Annotated in this window: 13 protein-coding genes; 8 read left to right on the forward strand and 5 right to left on the reverse strand. The window is 44.7% G+C overall.

Annotation, left to right across the window (positions count from 1 at the left end):
• Positions 1–336 precede the first annotated feature (336 nt).
• Positions 337–750, forward strand: coding sequence for a DUF7674 family protein (locus IDJ77_RS12295; RefSeq protein ID WP_191189249.1), 414 nt, complete (start codon positions 337–339; stop codon positions 748–750).
• Between the two features lie 168 nt (positions 751–918).
• Entirely contained in the window at positions 919–2,268 is a 1,350-nt protein-coding gene (locus tag IDJ77_RS12300) for a PhoH family protein (RefSeq protein ID WP_191189250.1), read from the forward strand.
• Between the two features lie 108 nt (positions 2,269–2,376).
• Here IDJ77_RS12300 and IDJ77_RS12305 read toward each other — a convergent pair whose 3' ends face one another.
• Positions 2,377–4,530, reverse strand: a complete 2,154-nt coding sequence (locus IDJ77_RS12305) for an FUSC family membrane protein (RefSeq protein WP_191189251.1) — start codon at positions 4,528–4,530, stop codon at positions 2,377–2,379.
• 204 nt (positions 4,531–4,734) lie between these two features.
• Here IDJ77_RS12305 and IDJ77_RS12310 point away from each other — a divergent pair, with 204 nt between their 5' ends.
• Positions 4,735–7,308 carry a phosphoenolpyruvate carboxylase gene (locus IDJ77_RS12310; RefSeq protein WP_191189252.1) on the forward strand — a complete coding sequence of 858 codons (2,574 nt, stop codon included), beginning with the start codon at positions 4,735–4,737 and terminating at the stop codon, positions 7,306–7,308.
• Between the two features lie 532 nt (positions 7,309–7,840).
• On the forward strand, positions 7,841–8,368 hold the full coding sequence (locus IDJ77_RS12315) for a DUF4142 domain-containing protein (protein WP_191189253.1): 528 nt from the start codon (positions 7,841–7,843) through the stop codon (positions 8,366–8,368).
• A gap of 101 nt (positions 8,369–8,469) precedes the next feature.
• Here IDJ77_RS12315 and IDJ77_RS12320 read toward each other — a convergent pair whose 3' ends face one another.
• Together IDJ77_RS12320 and IDJ77_RS12325 are read right to left on the reverse strand one after the other, a co-directional pair.
• On the reverse strand, positions 8,470–8,925 hold the full coding sequence (locus tag IDJ77_RS12320) for a DUF4268 domain-containing protein (protein WP_191189254.1): 456 nt from the start codon (positions 8,923–8,925) through the stop codon (positions 8,470–8,472).
• Positions 8,926–8,931: 6 nt separating this feature from the next.
• Positions 8,932–9,279 carry a hypothetical protein gene (locus IDJ77_RS12325; RefSeq protein ID WP_191189255.1) on the reverse strand — a complete coding sequence of 116 codons (348 nt, stop codon included), beginning with the start codon at positions 9,277–9,279 and terminating at the stop codon, positions 8,932–8,934.
• 98 nt (positions 9,280–9,377) lie between these two features.
• On the opposite strand from IDJ77_RS12325, the gene IDJ77_RS12330 reads away from it, so the two are divergent.
• The 3 genes from IDJ77_RS12330 to IDJ77_RS12340 all read left to right on the forward strand — a co-directional run bounded on the left by IDJ77_RS12330 (position 9,378) and on the right by IDJ77_RS12340 (position 12,802).
• Complete coding sequence (locus tag IDJ77_RS12330; protein ID WP_191189256.1) at positions 9,378–10,844, forward strand: alpha-L-fucosidase; 1,467 nt, start codon at positions 9,378–9,380, stop codon at positions 10,842–10,844.
• A gap of 88 nt (positions 10,845–10,932) precedes the next feature.
• Complete coding sequence (locus tag IDJ77_RS12335) at positions 10,933–11,883, forward strand: SMP-30/gluconolactonase/LRE family protein (RefSeq protein WP_191189257.1); 951 nt, start codon at positions 10,933–10,935, stop codon at positions 11,881–11,883.
• 16 nt (positions 11,884–11,899) lie between these two features.
• Entirely contained in the window at positions 11,900–12,802 is a 903-nt protein-coding gene (locus IDJ77_RS12340) for an SMP-30/gluconolactonase/LRE family protein (protein WP_191189258.1), read from the forward strand.
• Between the two features lie 92 nt (positions 12,803–12,894).
• On the opposite strand, the gene IDJ77_RS12345 is transcribed toward IDJ77_RS12340, so the two are convergent.
• Both IDJ77_RS12345 and IDJ77_RS12350 read right to left on the reverse strand, forming a co-directional pair.
• Positions 12,895–14,070: a glycosyltransferase family 2 protein gene (locus IDJ77_RS12345; protein WP_191189259.1), complete on the reverse strand. Its 1,176-nt coding sequence runs from the start codon at positions 14,068–14,070 to the stop codon at positions 12,895–12,897.
• Positions 14,067–14,990 carry a glycosyltransferase family 2 protein gene (locus IDJ77_RS12350; RefSeq protein ID WP_191189260.1) on the reverse strand — a complete coding sequence of 308 codons (924 nt, stop codon included), beginning with the start codon at positions 14,988–14,990 and terminating at the stop codon, positions 14,067–14,069. Before IDJ77_RS12350 ends, IDJ77_RS12345 begins: the two co-directional genes overlap by 4 nt.
• Positions 14,991–15,064: 74 nt before the next feature.
• Between IDJ77_RS12350 and IDJ77_RS12355 the strand changes: the two genes are divergently transcribed.
• Positions 15,065–15,565 carry a hypothetical protein gene (locus IDJ77_RS12355; protein WP_224751068.1) on the forward strand — a complete coding sequence of 167 codons (501 nt, stop codon included), beginning with the start codon at positions 15,065–15,067 and terminating at the stop codon, positions 15,563–15,565.
• Positions 15,566–15,568 lie beyond the last annotated feature (3 nt).

Here is a 15,568-nt window from a genome sequence, read left to right on the forward strand (position 1 = left end):
GATGGCGAATTCAAAGGTCCGCAAGTATGCCCTAACCGGCTTTCCGCAAGGAGAAATGGATAGATCAGCGCTACGGGCGGCATTGAAGGAGAGGCCTCCGCAAGGAGACTGACAAGGTCTGCATCAGGTGCCAACATTTGAGGTCATCAGCATTCGCAGGAATAATGGTACATCAGCGTTAGCAATTAACAAAGAGGAGATCGGGCCGGTTAATTTTACACAAAACTTGGTGCTCAAGGGTGGCTATGGTCAGCCGAAGAGCTAGGAAACGGGAGTCAATTCGCAAGAGTGGGCTTCCGTTTTCCTGTTTAAAGGGATTTTTTTAATTTTTAGTTGATGCCTAAACCAAAAGCCAATAAAAACAATACCAGTTTCATAATTGTAAATGACCGTTTAACAACAGATCAATTCCTGATACTTTATAGTGAAGAATTTCCCAACCTCGAATCGGAAATATATGACGCGGGTTGCCGGGATTTGATTTATGTGCAAATTGGCTTGTTAAGCAATTATATAAATGAATGCATCAAGAAGGGGGCGCTCAAAGAGGTAAGACGCGTTTTTATCTTTTTTGAACGAATGGTAAACCGTGTTGAACCCGATTTGGAGAATGCGCTTTATGTTGCCTTCTTAGAGCATGTGAAAATGGACGGCGACACAGAGAATGCGAAAGAGGCAAGAAAATTGTTAAAGGCACAATATCTGGAAGCCTGGGGCGCATTGCGTGGTGTTATAATTAAGGGAAAGTAGTATTTATATGTACATCGCTGCCAGTGGTATTATTTACGTCGGTCGGCGGAGAAAAATGATAACTCAAGTTATCATCGCGTTGTTGGTTGGCCACAATTTAATGGTTAACGAGTATTTGTAGGCTTACCCGTCATCCACATCTCAACCAAAATCCTTAATTTAGCCTTGATGAATAAGGATACTATAGACAGAGCCGACCGTAAAAAGAAAATATTTGTGCTGGATACCTCGGTTATCCTTTACGATCACAACGCCTTCGAGAACTTTCATGAGCATGATGTTGCCATCCCCATACAGGTGCTGGAAGAGCTGGATAACATGAAAAGTGGCAACGATACCCGCAATTTTGAAGCTCGCAGCTTTATCCGCCTGATGGATGATATCTCCAGGAATCAACTCATCAATCAATGGATGCCACTAAACGGCAAAAGCAAAGGCAGCTTTAAGGTGATCATGGATATGAAGAACAGCAGCGCCGATGCTGAAGAGGTTTTTGGGTCTGAAAAGATAGACCACCGCATCTTAAATGCTGCCCTTGGCCTGCAGTTTGAAAACCCCGATAAAAAAGTGATTTTGGTATCTAAAGATATCTGCCTGCGATTAAAAGCCAAAGCACTTAATCTTTATGCCGAGGATTACGAAACCGGCAAGGTGAAAAATATAGATGAGCTATACAGCGGCAAAACCGTGCTGAATAAAGTTACCGAGAAGCTGATGGGCAAGCTCAATAAAAGCGACAGCGTCCCGGCAGATGATTTTGATATTCAGCCCCAAAGCAACCAGTTTTTTGTGCTGAACAGCAAGAACGGCACAGCATCTGCCTTTTATAACAAACAAACCGGCCAGGTAGAGAAGGTTACCGAGCAGCCGGTTTTAAATATCCATCCGCGCAACCTGGAGCAGGCCTTTGCCATACATGCCCTGCTTCACCCGGATATTAAACTGGTTACCATACAAGGCAATGCCGGTACAGGCAAAACGCTGCTTGCCTTAGCCAGCGCATTGGAGCAACGTAAGCACTACCGCCAGATCTTTGTTACCCGCCCTATAGTTCCGCTTAGTAATAAGGACATCGGCTTTTTACCCGGCGATGTAAAATCCAAAATAGACCCCTACATGGCACCAATCTGGGATAACCTAAAGTTTATTAAAGACCAGTTTGCCGACGACGAGAAGATGCAAAACAAGATAGACGAGCTGGTATCCAATGATAAGATCTCCATCACCCCGTTGGCCTTTATCCGCGGGCGCACGCTTGCAAAAATATTTTTTATTGTAGATGAGGCCCAGAATTTAACCCCACACGAGGTGAAAACCATCATCTCCCGTGCAGGAGAAAATAGCAAATTTGTGTTTACTGGCGATATTTACCAGATTGATACGCCTTACCTGGATGCAGAAAGTAACGGCCTGTCGTACCTTATTGATAAAGCAAAAGGGCACCCGCTTTATGCGCACATCACCCTGCAAAAAGGGGAGAGGAGCGAACTGGCCAATTTGGCAACGGAGTTGTTGTAGGGTTCAGCCTCACCTAAATCCTCTCCAAAGGAGAGGACTTTAAGTACGCTTTAGGAGAATTTAGAACCCTCTCCTTTGGAGAGGGCAGTGTGAGACTCTTGGCTTTCCTTACCTCAAAATAGTCTCCGTCACCTTACCTATATCCACCGTTATCTTATTAATAAAGCCAAGCTGCTCTTTCATCAACAAATCTTCTGCCGACATGGGGGCAGGCTGCACCTCGGCAGTTTTTACCACCTCTGGAGGTTTTGCAGGTGCCTCTATGATCTCGCCGCTCAGTTTTTTACCAGTCTCCTTTAATACAGCTATGCTTCGCTTCACCAGTTTTAAGGCATCGGCATGTGGTTGCTGCGGACCGGTGCGTATAATGGTGGATGCAATATTGGCCGTGTATGATGCCAGGATATGGTTTAGCACCACAAATTTGTGAATATCCTTGATGTTACGCTGCTTGCTTTTGGGCTCAGACGTCATGCGTTCGAAGGTGGCCGATAAGTTGGCCGAGTTTACAAACACATCCTTACGGGCCAGCTTATAATCGGTAATTAATACGGGTTTGCCTGCAATACTTTCTGATACCTTTTGCAGGTAATTAATATTGGCGGTGATCACCGCTTTCAGATCGTGTTGGATCTGTTGAAACTCCCAGGTTGGGAAAATCACATAGCTGGCTATAAACGCGATGGTAGAACCGATCACCGTATCGATGATGCGCTCCTGTGCCACGTTTATCAAACCCACGCCCAGGAATTTGAAAAGGATGAGCACATATGGGGTCATGAATATCACACTCACCACATAATTGAGCCTTAAAAAGCTGTAAGTGCCAATCATAAATACGATAAAAAATATGAATTGCACGGTCGTATTCGGGATGAAATTCAGGATCAGTATCCCAATCACCCCGCCTGCTATTGTACCGATCAGTCTTTGGTAATTGCGCTGTTTGGAAAGGCTGAAACCCGGTTTCAGTATCACTATAATAGTAAGCAGCACCCAATAACTATGCCCGCCAAGGGATATATTTTTAGCCGTGATAAAACCAATTAAACAAACCAGCGATACCCGCAGAGCGTGTTTAAACGTTGCTGAATCGAGGCTGAAGTTGTCCCAAAAAATGTGCGGGGCAAAATCCTGGTGGGTAACAAATTTGGAATACTCCACTTCGCGGGTATCATTCAGCAGCATATCCGATGCTTTGGAATGGTAGTATTTATAAATATTGCTTATTCCCTTGGCCACATCGCGCAGGTTGATCAATATCTTTTTCAGCACCAGGTTGCTGCTTTCCTTGTCTTCGGCACCAACTTCATCTATCTTTTGTTTAAGCCGCTCCAGTCGTTCGTTCAAATGGCTTAACTTTTCGGGGCGGGTATTGGCCAATACGGCAAAACCAATATTATCCAGGTCATCAGCTACGGTATGCAAAAAGTCGGCTATCTCATTCAATACGCCCGTGTGTGCGTATTTCTCGCGGATGTGGCGGTAATCGTAATGGGTAGCCATAATTTGCTCAAACATATCCACCAAATCGATAAAGGTAAGCACCAGTATCCTGCTGGCCCCGGTAGATTCCTTCACCATTAGCCGGCTCTTAAAAAGCATCTCGCGCACGGCATCCTGGTGATTGCTCACCGAGATCTGCTGCAGTACCAGCCTGCGGTAATTATCATCTATATCCGTTTCGGGTCGATAAAAATCGGCCTTTAAGCGTAAAAAACGGGCCACATCGGCAACATTCTCGCCGAGGGTTTGCTGCGCGGCGCGGTATGGGCGGATACCAAAAAATATCAGGCTGAAGATCATATACCAAAGCCCACCGGCTAAAATGGTAGCGCAAAATATAGGCAACTCGGGCGGTGGGATGGCCTTATCCATCATAAAAATCATTACCAGCAGGGCAGAGGTACCTACCGACGCAGCCCGGTTACCATAAACGGTAAGCATACTAAACAGGAAGGAAAACACGGTGATCTCCAGGCCCAGCGTATACACATTAAGCCGGGCGTAACCCGTTATTAACGATACTATAAATAACAGGCCGTTGCCAATAGCCATGGCATTGCGTTTATGCTGAACCGGCCCCGGGCTATCTATCGCGCAGATACACAGTGCTCCCAGCGACATGGTGAGTCCCAGCTCGAAATCGCCAAACTCCATGGCCACAAGCGAGGGGATTAAAATACCGGCAGAAATGCGCAAGCCATCAGAAAAATACTGGCTGTAAAAAAAGCTTTTTATTTCTCTTTTGTGGCTATTCATGAGGTGGTTTTGGGCGGGATATTTTCGCGTTTGCAAATTTAAACAAATAAATTTGCCATAGGTTGCAATAACCATAATTGCATTAAAAAGGATTATCTGTTATTAATTATTCGGATTTTAGCTTAATTTAATTTTAGATAGTTAAATTCACGCCAAAATACCGGGCAAGCGGTATTAAGTAAATTTTGATAAACCTGTATTATTATGCCAACAACCCTAAGGCTCAGTCAGAGAGAAACAACGTTTAACCAGGAAGTTGTAACCCGTTTTGAGTTATACAACAGTTTGTTTCAAACCCTGCCTTTTTACCAGGTAAAGGATACCGGTATTTTACTGCCCTTCTTCAGTTCGCATTGCGAAAAGGGAGCGGCGGCCGAATTGTCGCCTACCGAGATCATCGAATCGTTCTTTAAAAAGTATGTACCCGGGATAGATCATCGCGAGCAGATCAACCGCATGTTCCGTTTTATTCAATACATCGAGCGGCAGGTAGTTTTGTTCGATGCCATCGAGGATTCATCTTTCGGCACATTGGGCCGCACGGACGATACCGGGCCACTGCAAAGCATGGTGCAGCAGGCAACCTCTAACGAGCACGCCCGTAAACAGATCAGCAAGCAATTAAAAGATTTCTCGCTGCGTTTGGTACTTACCGCGCATCCAACCCAGTTTTACCCGGGTACCGTGCTGGGCATCATGACCGATCTTATTGACGCGCTAAAAACGAACGATATCCCAAGCATCAACGCTTTACTACAACAATTAGGCAAAACGCCTTTCTTTAATAAAACCTCACCAACGCCTGTAGATGAGGCCGTTAGTTTAGTTTGGTTTTTGGAAAATGTATTTTACCATGCCTTATCGGGTATCCAATCCAAACTCGAGGAAGAGTTTGATATGGAAGGCAATCAGCCCGTTTTGGAATTGGGCTTTTGGCCCGGCGGCGACCGCGACGGCAACCCTAATGTAACCACACAATCTACCCGCGAGGTTGCGGCGATGCTGCGTAAACATATCTTCCGCAGTTATTATCGCGATTTCAGGTTATTAAAACGCCGCATCACATTCCGTGGTTTTGCCGATAATTTGGTGAAACTGGAAAAGCTGCTTTACGATAACGCTTTCAACGTACAGGAAAACCCTAAAGATCTGCAGCCCGAAATGCTGAGCATCCTCAGATCGATGCGCGAAACGCTTGTAACCAGTCATGATAGCCTTTTTGTAGGCATTGTAGATAACCTTACGCAGAAAGTGCAGCTATTCGGCTCCTATTTTGCAACGCTGGATATCCGTCAGGATAGCCGCGTGCTGCGCAGTGTTTTTGATTATGGCACCAAAAAAATATACACCGGCGTACCAAAAGGCTATGCCGAAATGGACGAGGCTGCAAAACTGAAAACCCTGCCTTTTACCGAGGCGGATTTTGTTTGCCCTGCCGATGCAGAAGATATGACCCGCGATACGCTTGACACCATTCGCCTGATGCAGCAGATACAGCAAAGCAACGGCGTAAAAGGCTGCCAGCGCTTTATTATCAGCAACTGCCAGCAGGCATCTGATATTTTGCAGCTGATAGACTTATTCCTATGGAGCGGCTGGAAAAAAGATAAGCTTACCGTTGATTTTATGCCGCTTTTTGAGACTGTTAACGATCTTAAACACGCCGGCGATGTAATGGAGACGCTTTACACGCATCCATTCTATAAAAAACATTTACAAAGCCGTGGCAACAGGCAAACCATAATGCTTGGCTTTAGCGATAGTACCAAGGATGGCGGCTATCTGATGGCCAACTGGAGCATTTATAAAGCTAAAGTAGAGCTTACCGCTATGGCCCGTAAGTATGATATCGACCTGGCATTTTTTGATGGCAGGGGAGGCCCGCCGGCACGTGGCGGTGGGAAAACCCACCGTTTCTATGCATCGATGGGTAAAGAAATTGCGAATGACCATATTGAACTAACTATACAGGGCCAAACCGTAAGTTCTCAATATGGGTCCGTAGAAACGGCGAGGTTTAATACCGAGCAACTGATCAACGCAGGTATCATATCGGCATTGCACCCTAATCATAAAGATCTGCTGGGCGATAAGCACAAGGCCCTGATAGCCGAAATGGCCGAAGCAAGTCACGGTTTATTCCTTGCCCTGCGCGAGCACCCCTTGTTTGTAGAGTACCTGGAAAAATTCAGTCCGCTTAAGTTATTATCACAGATCAACATCAGCAGCCGCCCAACCAAACGTAACGCATCGGCCAAGCTAAAACTGGAAGATCTGCGCGCCATCAGTTTTGTAACCTCCTGGAGCCAGCTGAAGCAAAGTATCCCTGGTTTTTATGGCGTAGGAACTGCGTTAAAGAAAATGAAAGACGGCGGCAGTTGGGAAGAAGTAAAAGTGCTTTACCAAAACTCGGGTTTCTTTAAAACCATGCTGGATAACTGCATGATGTCGATGTCTAAATCCGATTTCCGGGTTACGGCTTATTTAGAGAAGGATAAAAAGTTCGGTAAATTCTGGACGAGCCTGAAGGATGAGTTTGAGCTTACTAAAGCCTTATTGCTCGAACTAACAGGAAATGCCGTACTGATGGAAGAATCGCCGGTGGAACGCCGTTCGATAGCTATCCGTGAGAAGATCGTACTGCCATTGGTTATTGTACAGCATTATGCCCTGCAATGCCTCAACAATACGCAGGATGAAGAGCTTATCGGCATTTACAATAAACTGGTGATCCGCACGGTTTACGGCATAGTAAATGCGGGCAGGAATTTGGCGTAAAAGAATAAACGACTTTTATAGCAAAGGCGCTGTATTGTGAGATTCAGCGCCTTTTTTATTACGCCTCTATTACTATAGGCAGCTTGTTTGCTAATATCATAGGCGGTATTAAGATTTATCGCTGCTTTTGCGATAGGGATAGGAGCGGAAACCCCGGAATGAAGTGCTGCTTCTATCAGCAGTACGGAATGAGGAGTTGAAGCTTATAGCCCGGGCCGAAGGCATCGCCATAATATTTGCCTGAACTCGAATTTTAAGGAATTAAAGAATTTTCAGAATTCAAAACAATCCGGATGATTGAGCATTGCCCTCTAACCTCTAACCTCTAACCTCTAACCTCTAACCTCTAACCTCTAACCTCTAACCTCTAACCTCTAACCTCTAACCTCTAACCTCTAACCTCTAACCTCTAACCTCCGCTCACTACTTTCTTAAAAAGTAAATTTATCAGCCTATTGTAAAATAAAATTAGATTATTATAAACAGGAATCGCTTATGTTTGTTGCACCAATTACATACTTAGCATTCTATAATGAAACAACTGGCCAGCATTGCTTTTATATTGATCGTATTTATTACGGTATCCGCGTGTAACGGGGATAGAAAAGGCCGGAATTTTAACAAAACAATTGATGCCGAAGCACAGAATTTTATTACTAAAGGGATAGAAGGGGGCAACGCGGAGATAAAACTATCTGAGTTGGCGCTAAAGCAATCAAAAAACGATGCGATCGTCGATTATGCTAAGATGATGATAGCGGAACATACCGACTCAGGAAAGGAGCTGAAGGATATCGCAGTAGACCAATCTGCCAGCGTGCCAGATACGCTTACAAAAGCGCATAATCAGGCGATGGAAGCGCTCGCTAAAAAAACAGGTAATGCTTTTGATAAAGACTACATCCAAGCTATGGTTGAAGACCATGAACAAACCATCGCCTTGTTTAAAACGGTAACCGGCAATCCCAATAAAAAAATAACCGATTTTGCCGACAAAACGCTGCCTAAGCTAAAAGAGCACCTGAAAAAAGCCAACGATATTTGTTTGGGGTTAAAATAAACTCAGTTGTTGTTTCACAGGTGGCTTGTTCGCGTTCGACATGGGGCGCGAACAGCCCGAACAAGCCCGAACATTGTGATTTTGATACAATAATACCTTTATCAGGCCTCGAAGGCATATTTGGCATTGCTCCAAAATTCATCCAGGGCTATCATTCGGGGTTTAAAAAAGGAGATCAGTTTAGGCCAATCCTCTTTTTGGAAAATGCTCACGGGTTTCAGTTCGGTATAGATACGGCTGATGGTTTTGCCGTACTCATCGGTAGTGTGGAGCTGCCATTCCCATTCTTCCTCCAGTGTGCTGTGTAACATGGCCTTATAGGTAGCAAATTGTTCGAAGAAGAGTTCCTGCAGCTCAATATCCGGGTGGCTGATCTCTATAGCGATGCTGGCCATTTTGTTATCTGCCTGCATTTTAAAGTAGATATGCTTAACCCCGGTTTTGTAGTTGATCCAGTTGGTACGCAGGCCATCAGCAGACATCACCGGCCCCATGTATTGGCCAAAGGCCGTCCAGAATGCTTGTTTTAATTGAGATGCCTGGTCCTTCGAGTACATGTAAGATTATTGATCGGCAAAGATGTAATCTACAGATGTAATAAGCAAAGGGAATTTCTTAATTGCAACCATACACTCTTGTTTTTGCTGGCTTCCATCCAAATAAGTTACCTTTTTATAAAGGTAATTAACAAAGCGCCCGCCGCCTTTCATCATCACGGCGTCGAATGTGGGGTCTTCGTTATAATTTTCTGGCTTACCCGCTTTTGTAATGGATATGATGGAATAATTCAATGCCCTGAATTTTTTTCGAATAGCATGCGTATAAATAAATTCCCGGATAAAGTACGCCGCAATTACGAGAATAACCATCATAGCAAGCATACCCAAACTTAGCAACGCAAAAAATATCATGGTTGCTAAGTTAATATGTAATTAAATTGATACGCCCATTGAATTAAATAAATCATCTCAATTTATTTACATTAGCAAAACCATACCAAATACCTGCTATGAAACACCTTTTACTATTCCTGCTGCTCCCAGTAATGGCCCTCGCACAAAAGGCCCCAAAACCATACGGACCGTTACCAACCAAAGGCCAGCTTCAATGGCAGGAAACCGGGATGTATTGCATCATACACTTTGGCCCAACTACCTACATGAACAAGGAATGGGGTTACGGTGATGAGGGAGCCGCCGTGGTAAACCCAACGGAATTTAGCGCCATGCAGATAGTTGGCGCGGCAAAGGCAGGCGGTTTTAAGGGCATAGTAGTGGTAGCCAAACACCACGATGGTTTTTGCCTGTGGCCAACTAAAACAACAGATTATAATATTTCTAAAAGCCCTTACAAAAATGGCAAGGGCGATATCGTTGGAGAATACAAAGCCGCATGCGAAAAGCTGGGTATGAAAATGGGCGTGTACTGCTCGCCCTGGGACAGGAACAACGCGCTTTATGGCAAACCTGAGTATGTAACTAAGGTTTACCGCGCCCAACTAAAAGAGTTGTATACTAAATACGGCCCGCTGTTTATGTCGTGGCATGATGGCGCTAACGGTGGCGACGGTTATTACGGAGGCGCTAAGGAAGTTCGTACTATCGACCGATCTACGTATTACGGATGGGAAACTACCTGGGGCATTACCCGCAAATTGCAGCCAAACGCGGCGATATTTGGCGATGTTGGACCGGATGTACGCTGGGTAGGCAATGAGAGGGGACAGGCCGGGGAAACCAGTTGGGCAACCTATACGCCCCACGCGCCCGAAGAAGGCAAAAAGCCCGGTAATGGTTATGTGAAAGACTATGAAGGTACCGAGGGCCACCGCGATGGCAAATACTGGATGCCAGCAGAATGCGATGTTTCTCTGCGCCCGGGTTGGTTCTACCATAAAACGCAGGACGATTCGGTTAAAAGCCAGCACGATTTGTTTGATATTTACTTAAAAAGCGTGGGTAGAGGCGCAAGTTTGGATCTGGGTTTATCACCTGATAAAACCGGGCGTTTGAACGAACACGACGTAACATCGCTAAGAGAATTTGGACGCTTGCTGGAGTTGACCTTTAAAGAGAACCTGGCCAAAGGCGCCACTTTAAAGGCCAGTAATACGCGCAGTGGCGATAAGGTGAAATTTACCGCAGCAAATTTATTAGATAACGACAGGTACAGTTATTGGGCAACCCAGGATAAGGTAACTACTCCGCAACTGGAACTTGATATGCACAGGCCCAAAGAGTTTAATATCATTAGGTTAAGAGAGAATATAAAATTGGGCCAGCGTATTGAAGAGCTTGCCATAGATGCCTGGCAGGACGGGGCCTGGCAGCAGATAGCCACAGCAACCAGTATAGGCGGCAACAGGTTAATTAAACTACCCAAAAACATTACCGCGCAAAAAGTAAGGCTGCGTATAACCAAATCGCCGGTTTGCATTGCGCTGAGTGATTTTGGGCTTTACAAGTATGTTAACTAACCGCCGCCGGTTGTAAAACCAAACTAATGCCGTGACCTGGAAATAAAGAATATTATGTAATATCGTTAATGCCTTTAACCTTTAAAAAATGCTGAATAGTTTAACCCGGTTGTCACCCTGTCTGTTGCTGGTTGTGGTGGCCTTAGCTTCGTGCAGTAAGGCTCCCCGCGTAACAGTAGATCCGCCAGTGGTTATCGATACACCGAAAACGCTTTTTAACCTTGATAGCTTGCCGCGCGAGATCTCCAACCGGTTTACTTTTACAGAAGGGGCTTCGGTAGATAAAGATGGAAACGTGTTTTTTGTGGATCAGCCCAATAGCCAGATCTGGAAATACGCAACAAACGGAACCTTATCCTTGTTTATGGATCATTCCGGCTATTCCAACGGTATGTTTATTGATAAAGATGGTAAATTAATTGCCTGTGCCGACGAGCATAATGAATTATGGGAAATAGATATAGCTACACACGCTGTAAAGGTATTAGTAACCAATTATATGGGGAAATTACTTAATGGACCCAACGATGTTTGGGTGCATCCTAACGGCACGATATATTTTACCGATCCGTTTTATGCCCGCGCATGGTGGACACGGGTAAAAAAAACACAACTGACATCTGAAGGGGTTTATTACTTACCGGCAGGTGCCGCCACGCCGGTAGAACTGGTTGATACTTTGAAAAAACCCAATGGCATACTGGGCACGCCCGATGGTAAATTTCTCTACGTAGCCGACATAAGCGCTAATTTAACCTACAAATACACTATTAATGCCGATGGTAAACTAAGCAACGCCAAATTATTTTGCCGCGATGGTTCGGACGGTATGGCCCTTGATAATTTTGGTAACCTGTATCTTACCAACGGAAACGACGGGGTACATGTTTATAACACTAAAGGAGAAAAGGTAATTACAATTCCTGTCCCCAAGATCCCCTCAAACGTTTGCTTTAGCGGTAAGGATAAAAACATCCTGTTTATTACAGCAAGGCAATCGATATATACCCTAAAAATGAATGTAAAAGGAGTTGAGTAAAGCCTTAATTAACCAGATGAAAAAAATGTCGTTTAAAAAAACAGCCCTACTGGCTTTGTTAGCTATCTCTGCAACAAAAGTATCAGCTCAGCCACACGCATTGTTTGATACGCTTGAGAAGCCAAAGCTTATATCAAAGGTATTTGCTTTTACAGAGGGCCCCGCCGTTGATAAAAAAGGCAATATCTTTTTTACCGATCAGCCCAATAATAAAATTTGGGAGTACAAAACCGACGGCCAACTTGTGCTCTATATGGAAAATGCCGGCCGTGCAAATGGTACTTACGTAGATAAAAAGGGAAACCTGATTGCTTGTGCTGATGAGCACGACGAACTTTGGCTGATAAAAAACGGCAAGAAAAAGAAAGTACTGTTGGGCGATTATAAGGGCAAATTACTAAACGGGCCAAACGACCTGTGGATCCATCCGAATGGAGATATCTATTTTACCGACCCCTATTACCAACGGCCATGGTGGACACGCACCAAACCCGACCAGGACGGCCAAAAGATTTATTATCTCCCCAAGGGGAAAACTGAAGCCATTATGCTGGAGGATAGCCTTAAAAAGCCAAACGGCATCGTAGGCTCGCCGGATGGGAAGTTTTTATATGTAGCGGATATTGGTGGCAATAAAATTTATAAATACGATATAAAAGAAGATGGTACATTAAGCGGCAGGAGGGTATTTGCCGATAAGGGCGCGGACGGCATCACGCTGGACGAGCGGGGCAATCTATACCTTGCGGGCAACGGGGTGACAGTGTTCGATCCGCAAGGCGTACAGATCGCCCATATAGATGTCCCCGAACCATGGACGGCAAACCTTTGCTTTGGTGGGAAGAACAGGGATGTATTGTTTTTAACCGCCTCCAAAGCTATTTACACTATGCAAATGAGGGTGAAAGGGGTGGAGTAGAGCGGTTCATGGCTTATAGTTGATGGTTCATGGTCGGATGCTCGTTCGTAGCTGTGCTGTAGCTGCTATCATCTATGAACATCAACTATGAACTATTGCTTCCTCTGCACCTTTTCCCACATGGCGCTTTGCTTTTTGGTAAAGTAACGGATGATGCCTGCTAATACCGCGTAGTTCATTACGCAAAAATAGTAGGGTACAAACAATGCCTTTACACGGATGTGCCTTTTCTCCATAATAAAACCAAGGAAGGCCAGCAGGTAAAAGAACACTTGCCCGGCAAATAAAACATCGTAAATCAATCCTTTGCCCGCAAATGCCAGGGCAAGATTGGTAAGTAAGGCCAATATCAAACAGAAGGGCGTCACCGTCCACCTCAGCACACGGTGGCTAACGTACTGAAACGACAGCAAGGGGTATTTGAACGAGAATAACAACGGTACTAACCGCAGGATAGATTGTATACCGCCGGCTGCTATACGTATTTTGCGTTTAAGCTCTTCGGTAACGTTTTCTGATGCGGTTTCCAGCGCGTAAGCTTCGGGCTCGTAAACAATGCGGTATCCCTTGGCGGCTATCAGCATCGATATCATAAAATCATCCAGTACGGTGTCGGGTGGTACGTCCTGGTACAGATTGCGGCGTACGCTGAAGAGTTCTCCGGCAGCACCAACTACCGAGTATAGTTCCGAATCCCATTTCTTCAGAGCCGATTCATACTTCCAATAAAAGCCTTCACCTGCGGCACTGGCATCGGCATTTGTATCTATTTGCACGCGTTTTTCGCCGGCAACGCAGCCAACTGTAGCATCCGCATAATGGCGGCAGATCCGTTTAATGGCATCGGCATTTAAAAAAGTATTGGCATCGGTAAATACAACCGCTTCGGTAGTAACATACTCCATGGCGCGGTGTACGGCAGCTATTTTACCGGCACGCCCGGGGCGGTGCAGTAATTGTATTTGCGGGTATCGGGCAATAATATCGGTTGTCCTGTCGGATGAACCGTCGGTTACAAAAACAAATTTCAGCTTACCTGCGGGATAGTTAAGCGCCAGGCTGTTGGCTATCTTCTCCCCAATAAAATGTTCTTCGTTATATGCCGCAACAACCAGGGTACACTCGGGTAGCTGCTCGTCGGCAACATCAGTTACTACCTTACGGCCCTTTAAAGCCCGTTTTATTTTGATGATAATAAATAACAGTATCCCGTAGCCAACAAAGGTATAAAAGGCTATAAACAGGCTTAGCCAAAATGTGATTATCATGAAACCTTGTTTATAGTGTAGCCTAATTCGGTGCTGGTTTTTTTATGCGTAATATTCCACCATACAGCGCGGAAAAGTAAACCAATAAAATTATAGCGCTTCTCTTTTATGTAATTGATAATATTACGCGGCACCACCATCACTACAAAATAGATGTAAAATACAAATGCCTTAAATGCAGGTGCATTATGGCGGATAAACAGGATACGGTTACGGTTCATGAAGTATTCTTTAAACGGGCTGTTTTTCCCAACCGTCATCGATTCTTTGTGGTAAATAACCGCGCCGCCGTGTACCCAGGCCTGGTATCCCGATTTATTAATGCGTTCGCCCCAGTCTACCTCCTCGTAATAAATAAAAAAGTTATCGGCCATCAGCCCTGCTTTTTCGCAAGTTTCGCGCTTTACCATCATGGCGCCGCCGTGGCAATAGCCGGTTTGCCCTAAAAAATTATCGTACTGCCCCACATCGCGCTGGTTTTTGCCAACGGCCTGGTTACGGCACGTGTAATAATCAACCAGGGTAAAGCCCATGTACTGTATCAGTGTTTTATCGAAATGGTAATTCAACTTGGGCGAGATAATGCCAACCTCGGGACGGGTATCCAGTACATCAACCAGTTTTTGCACCAGCCCGGGTGTAAACTCGGTATCGTTGTTCACCAGGAAATAATAATCGCCGGTTGCGGGTTTTATACCAATATTGTTGCCACCAGAGAAACCCAAATTTGCTTCAGACCGTATAAACTTAACATTAGGATATTTTGGTGCCCATTTGGGTACAGGATTTACAGTGCTGCCATTATCAACAACAATTACCTCCAGGTTTTCGTAGGTGTTTGTTTCGGCAATAGAATCTAACAGTTCTTCTGTTATTTTGTCCTGGTTGAAGTTGATGGTGACTACGGAAACCCTTTTCATGCAAAAAATATTGATGTATGTGTTTTACGCTATAATGTTAGCAAAAGTTAGTCATTTTATAAGGAATTAAAAGGTTGAACGACAAGAAAGTTTTGGATGAAGGCGCTTTGCTTGAATTAAAAGCGGATGAACTGGTGGTATTACTCCGTAAAGGGGTAGTTGACGCCGGGCGGATAAAAGTTGTTCAGCAAAAATTGCTACACGCGCTCGACGAAGCCACGCTGCCGCAAAAAATAGAAGCTTTTAAGGAACTGGATACAGAACAGGACCGGCTCGAACTACTCAACGGTTTCGAGTACCTGTTGTCGCATCATCAGCTGGATAGTAATGTGAGCAAGAAATATATTACCAAGGAGCGGGTAAAAAAAAGCATCGTTGTTATTATAGGCATTATCATGATCACGCTCGGTATGGCCATGATCATTATGCCGGCGCCGCCGTATTTTGAAATGTTCACCGTATTTTATTTTAACGATAACGACGGTGTTACCATTATGGATATCATATCGCTGTTGATTGTTTTTACGGGTGTTTACTTATTTTTGAGCAGTGTATTAAAAAAACAAAGTACCTAAGCC

The organism is Mucilaginibacter pankratovii (genome assembly GCF_014773265.1).
Taxonomy (GTDB): Bacteria; Bacteroidota; Bacteroidia; order Sphingobacteriales; family Sphingobacteriaceae; genus Mucilaginibacter; species Mucilaginibacter pankratovii.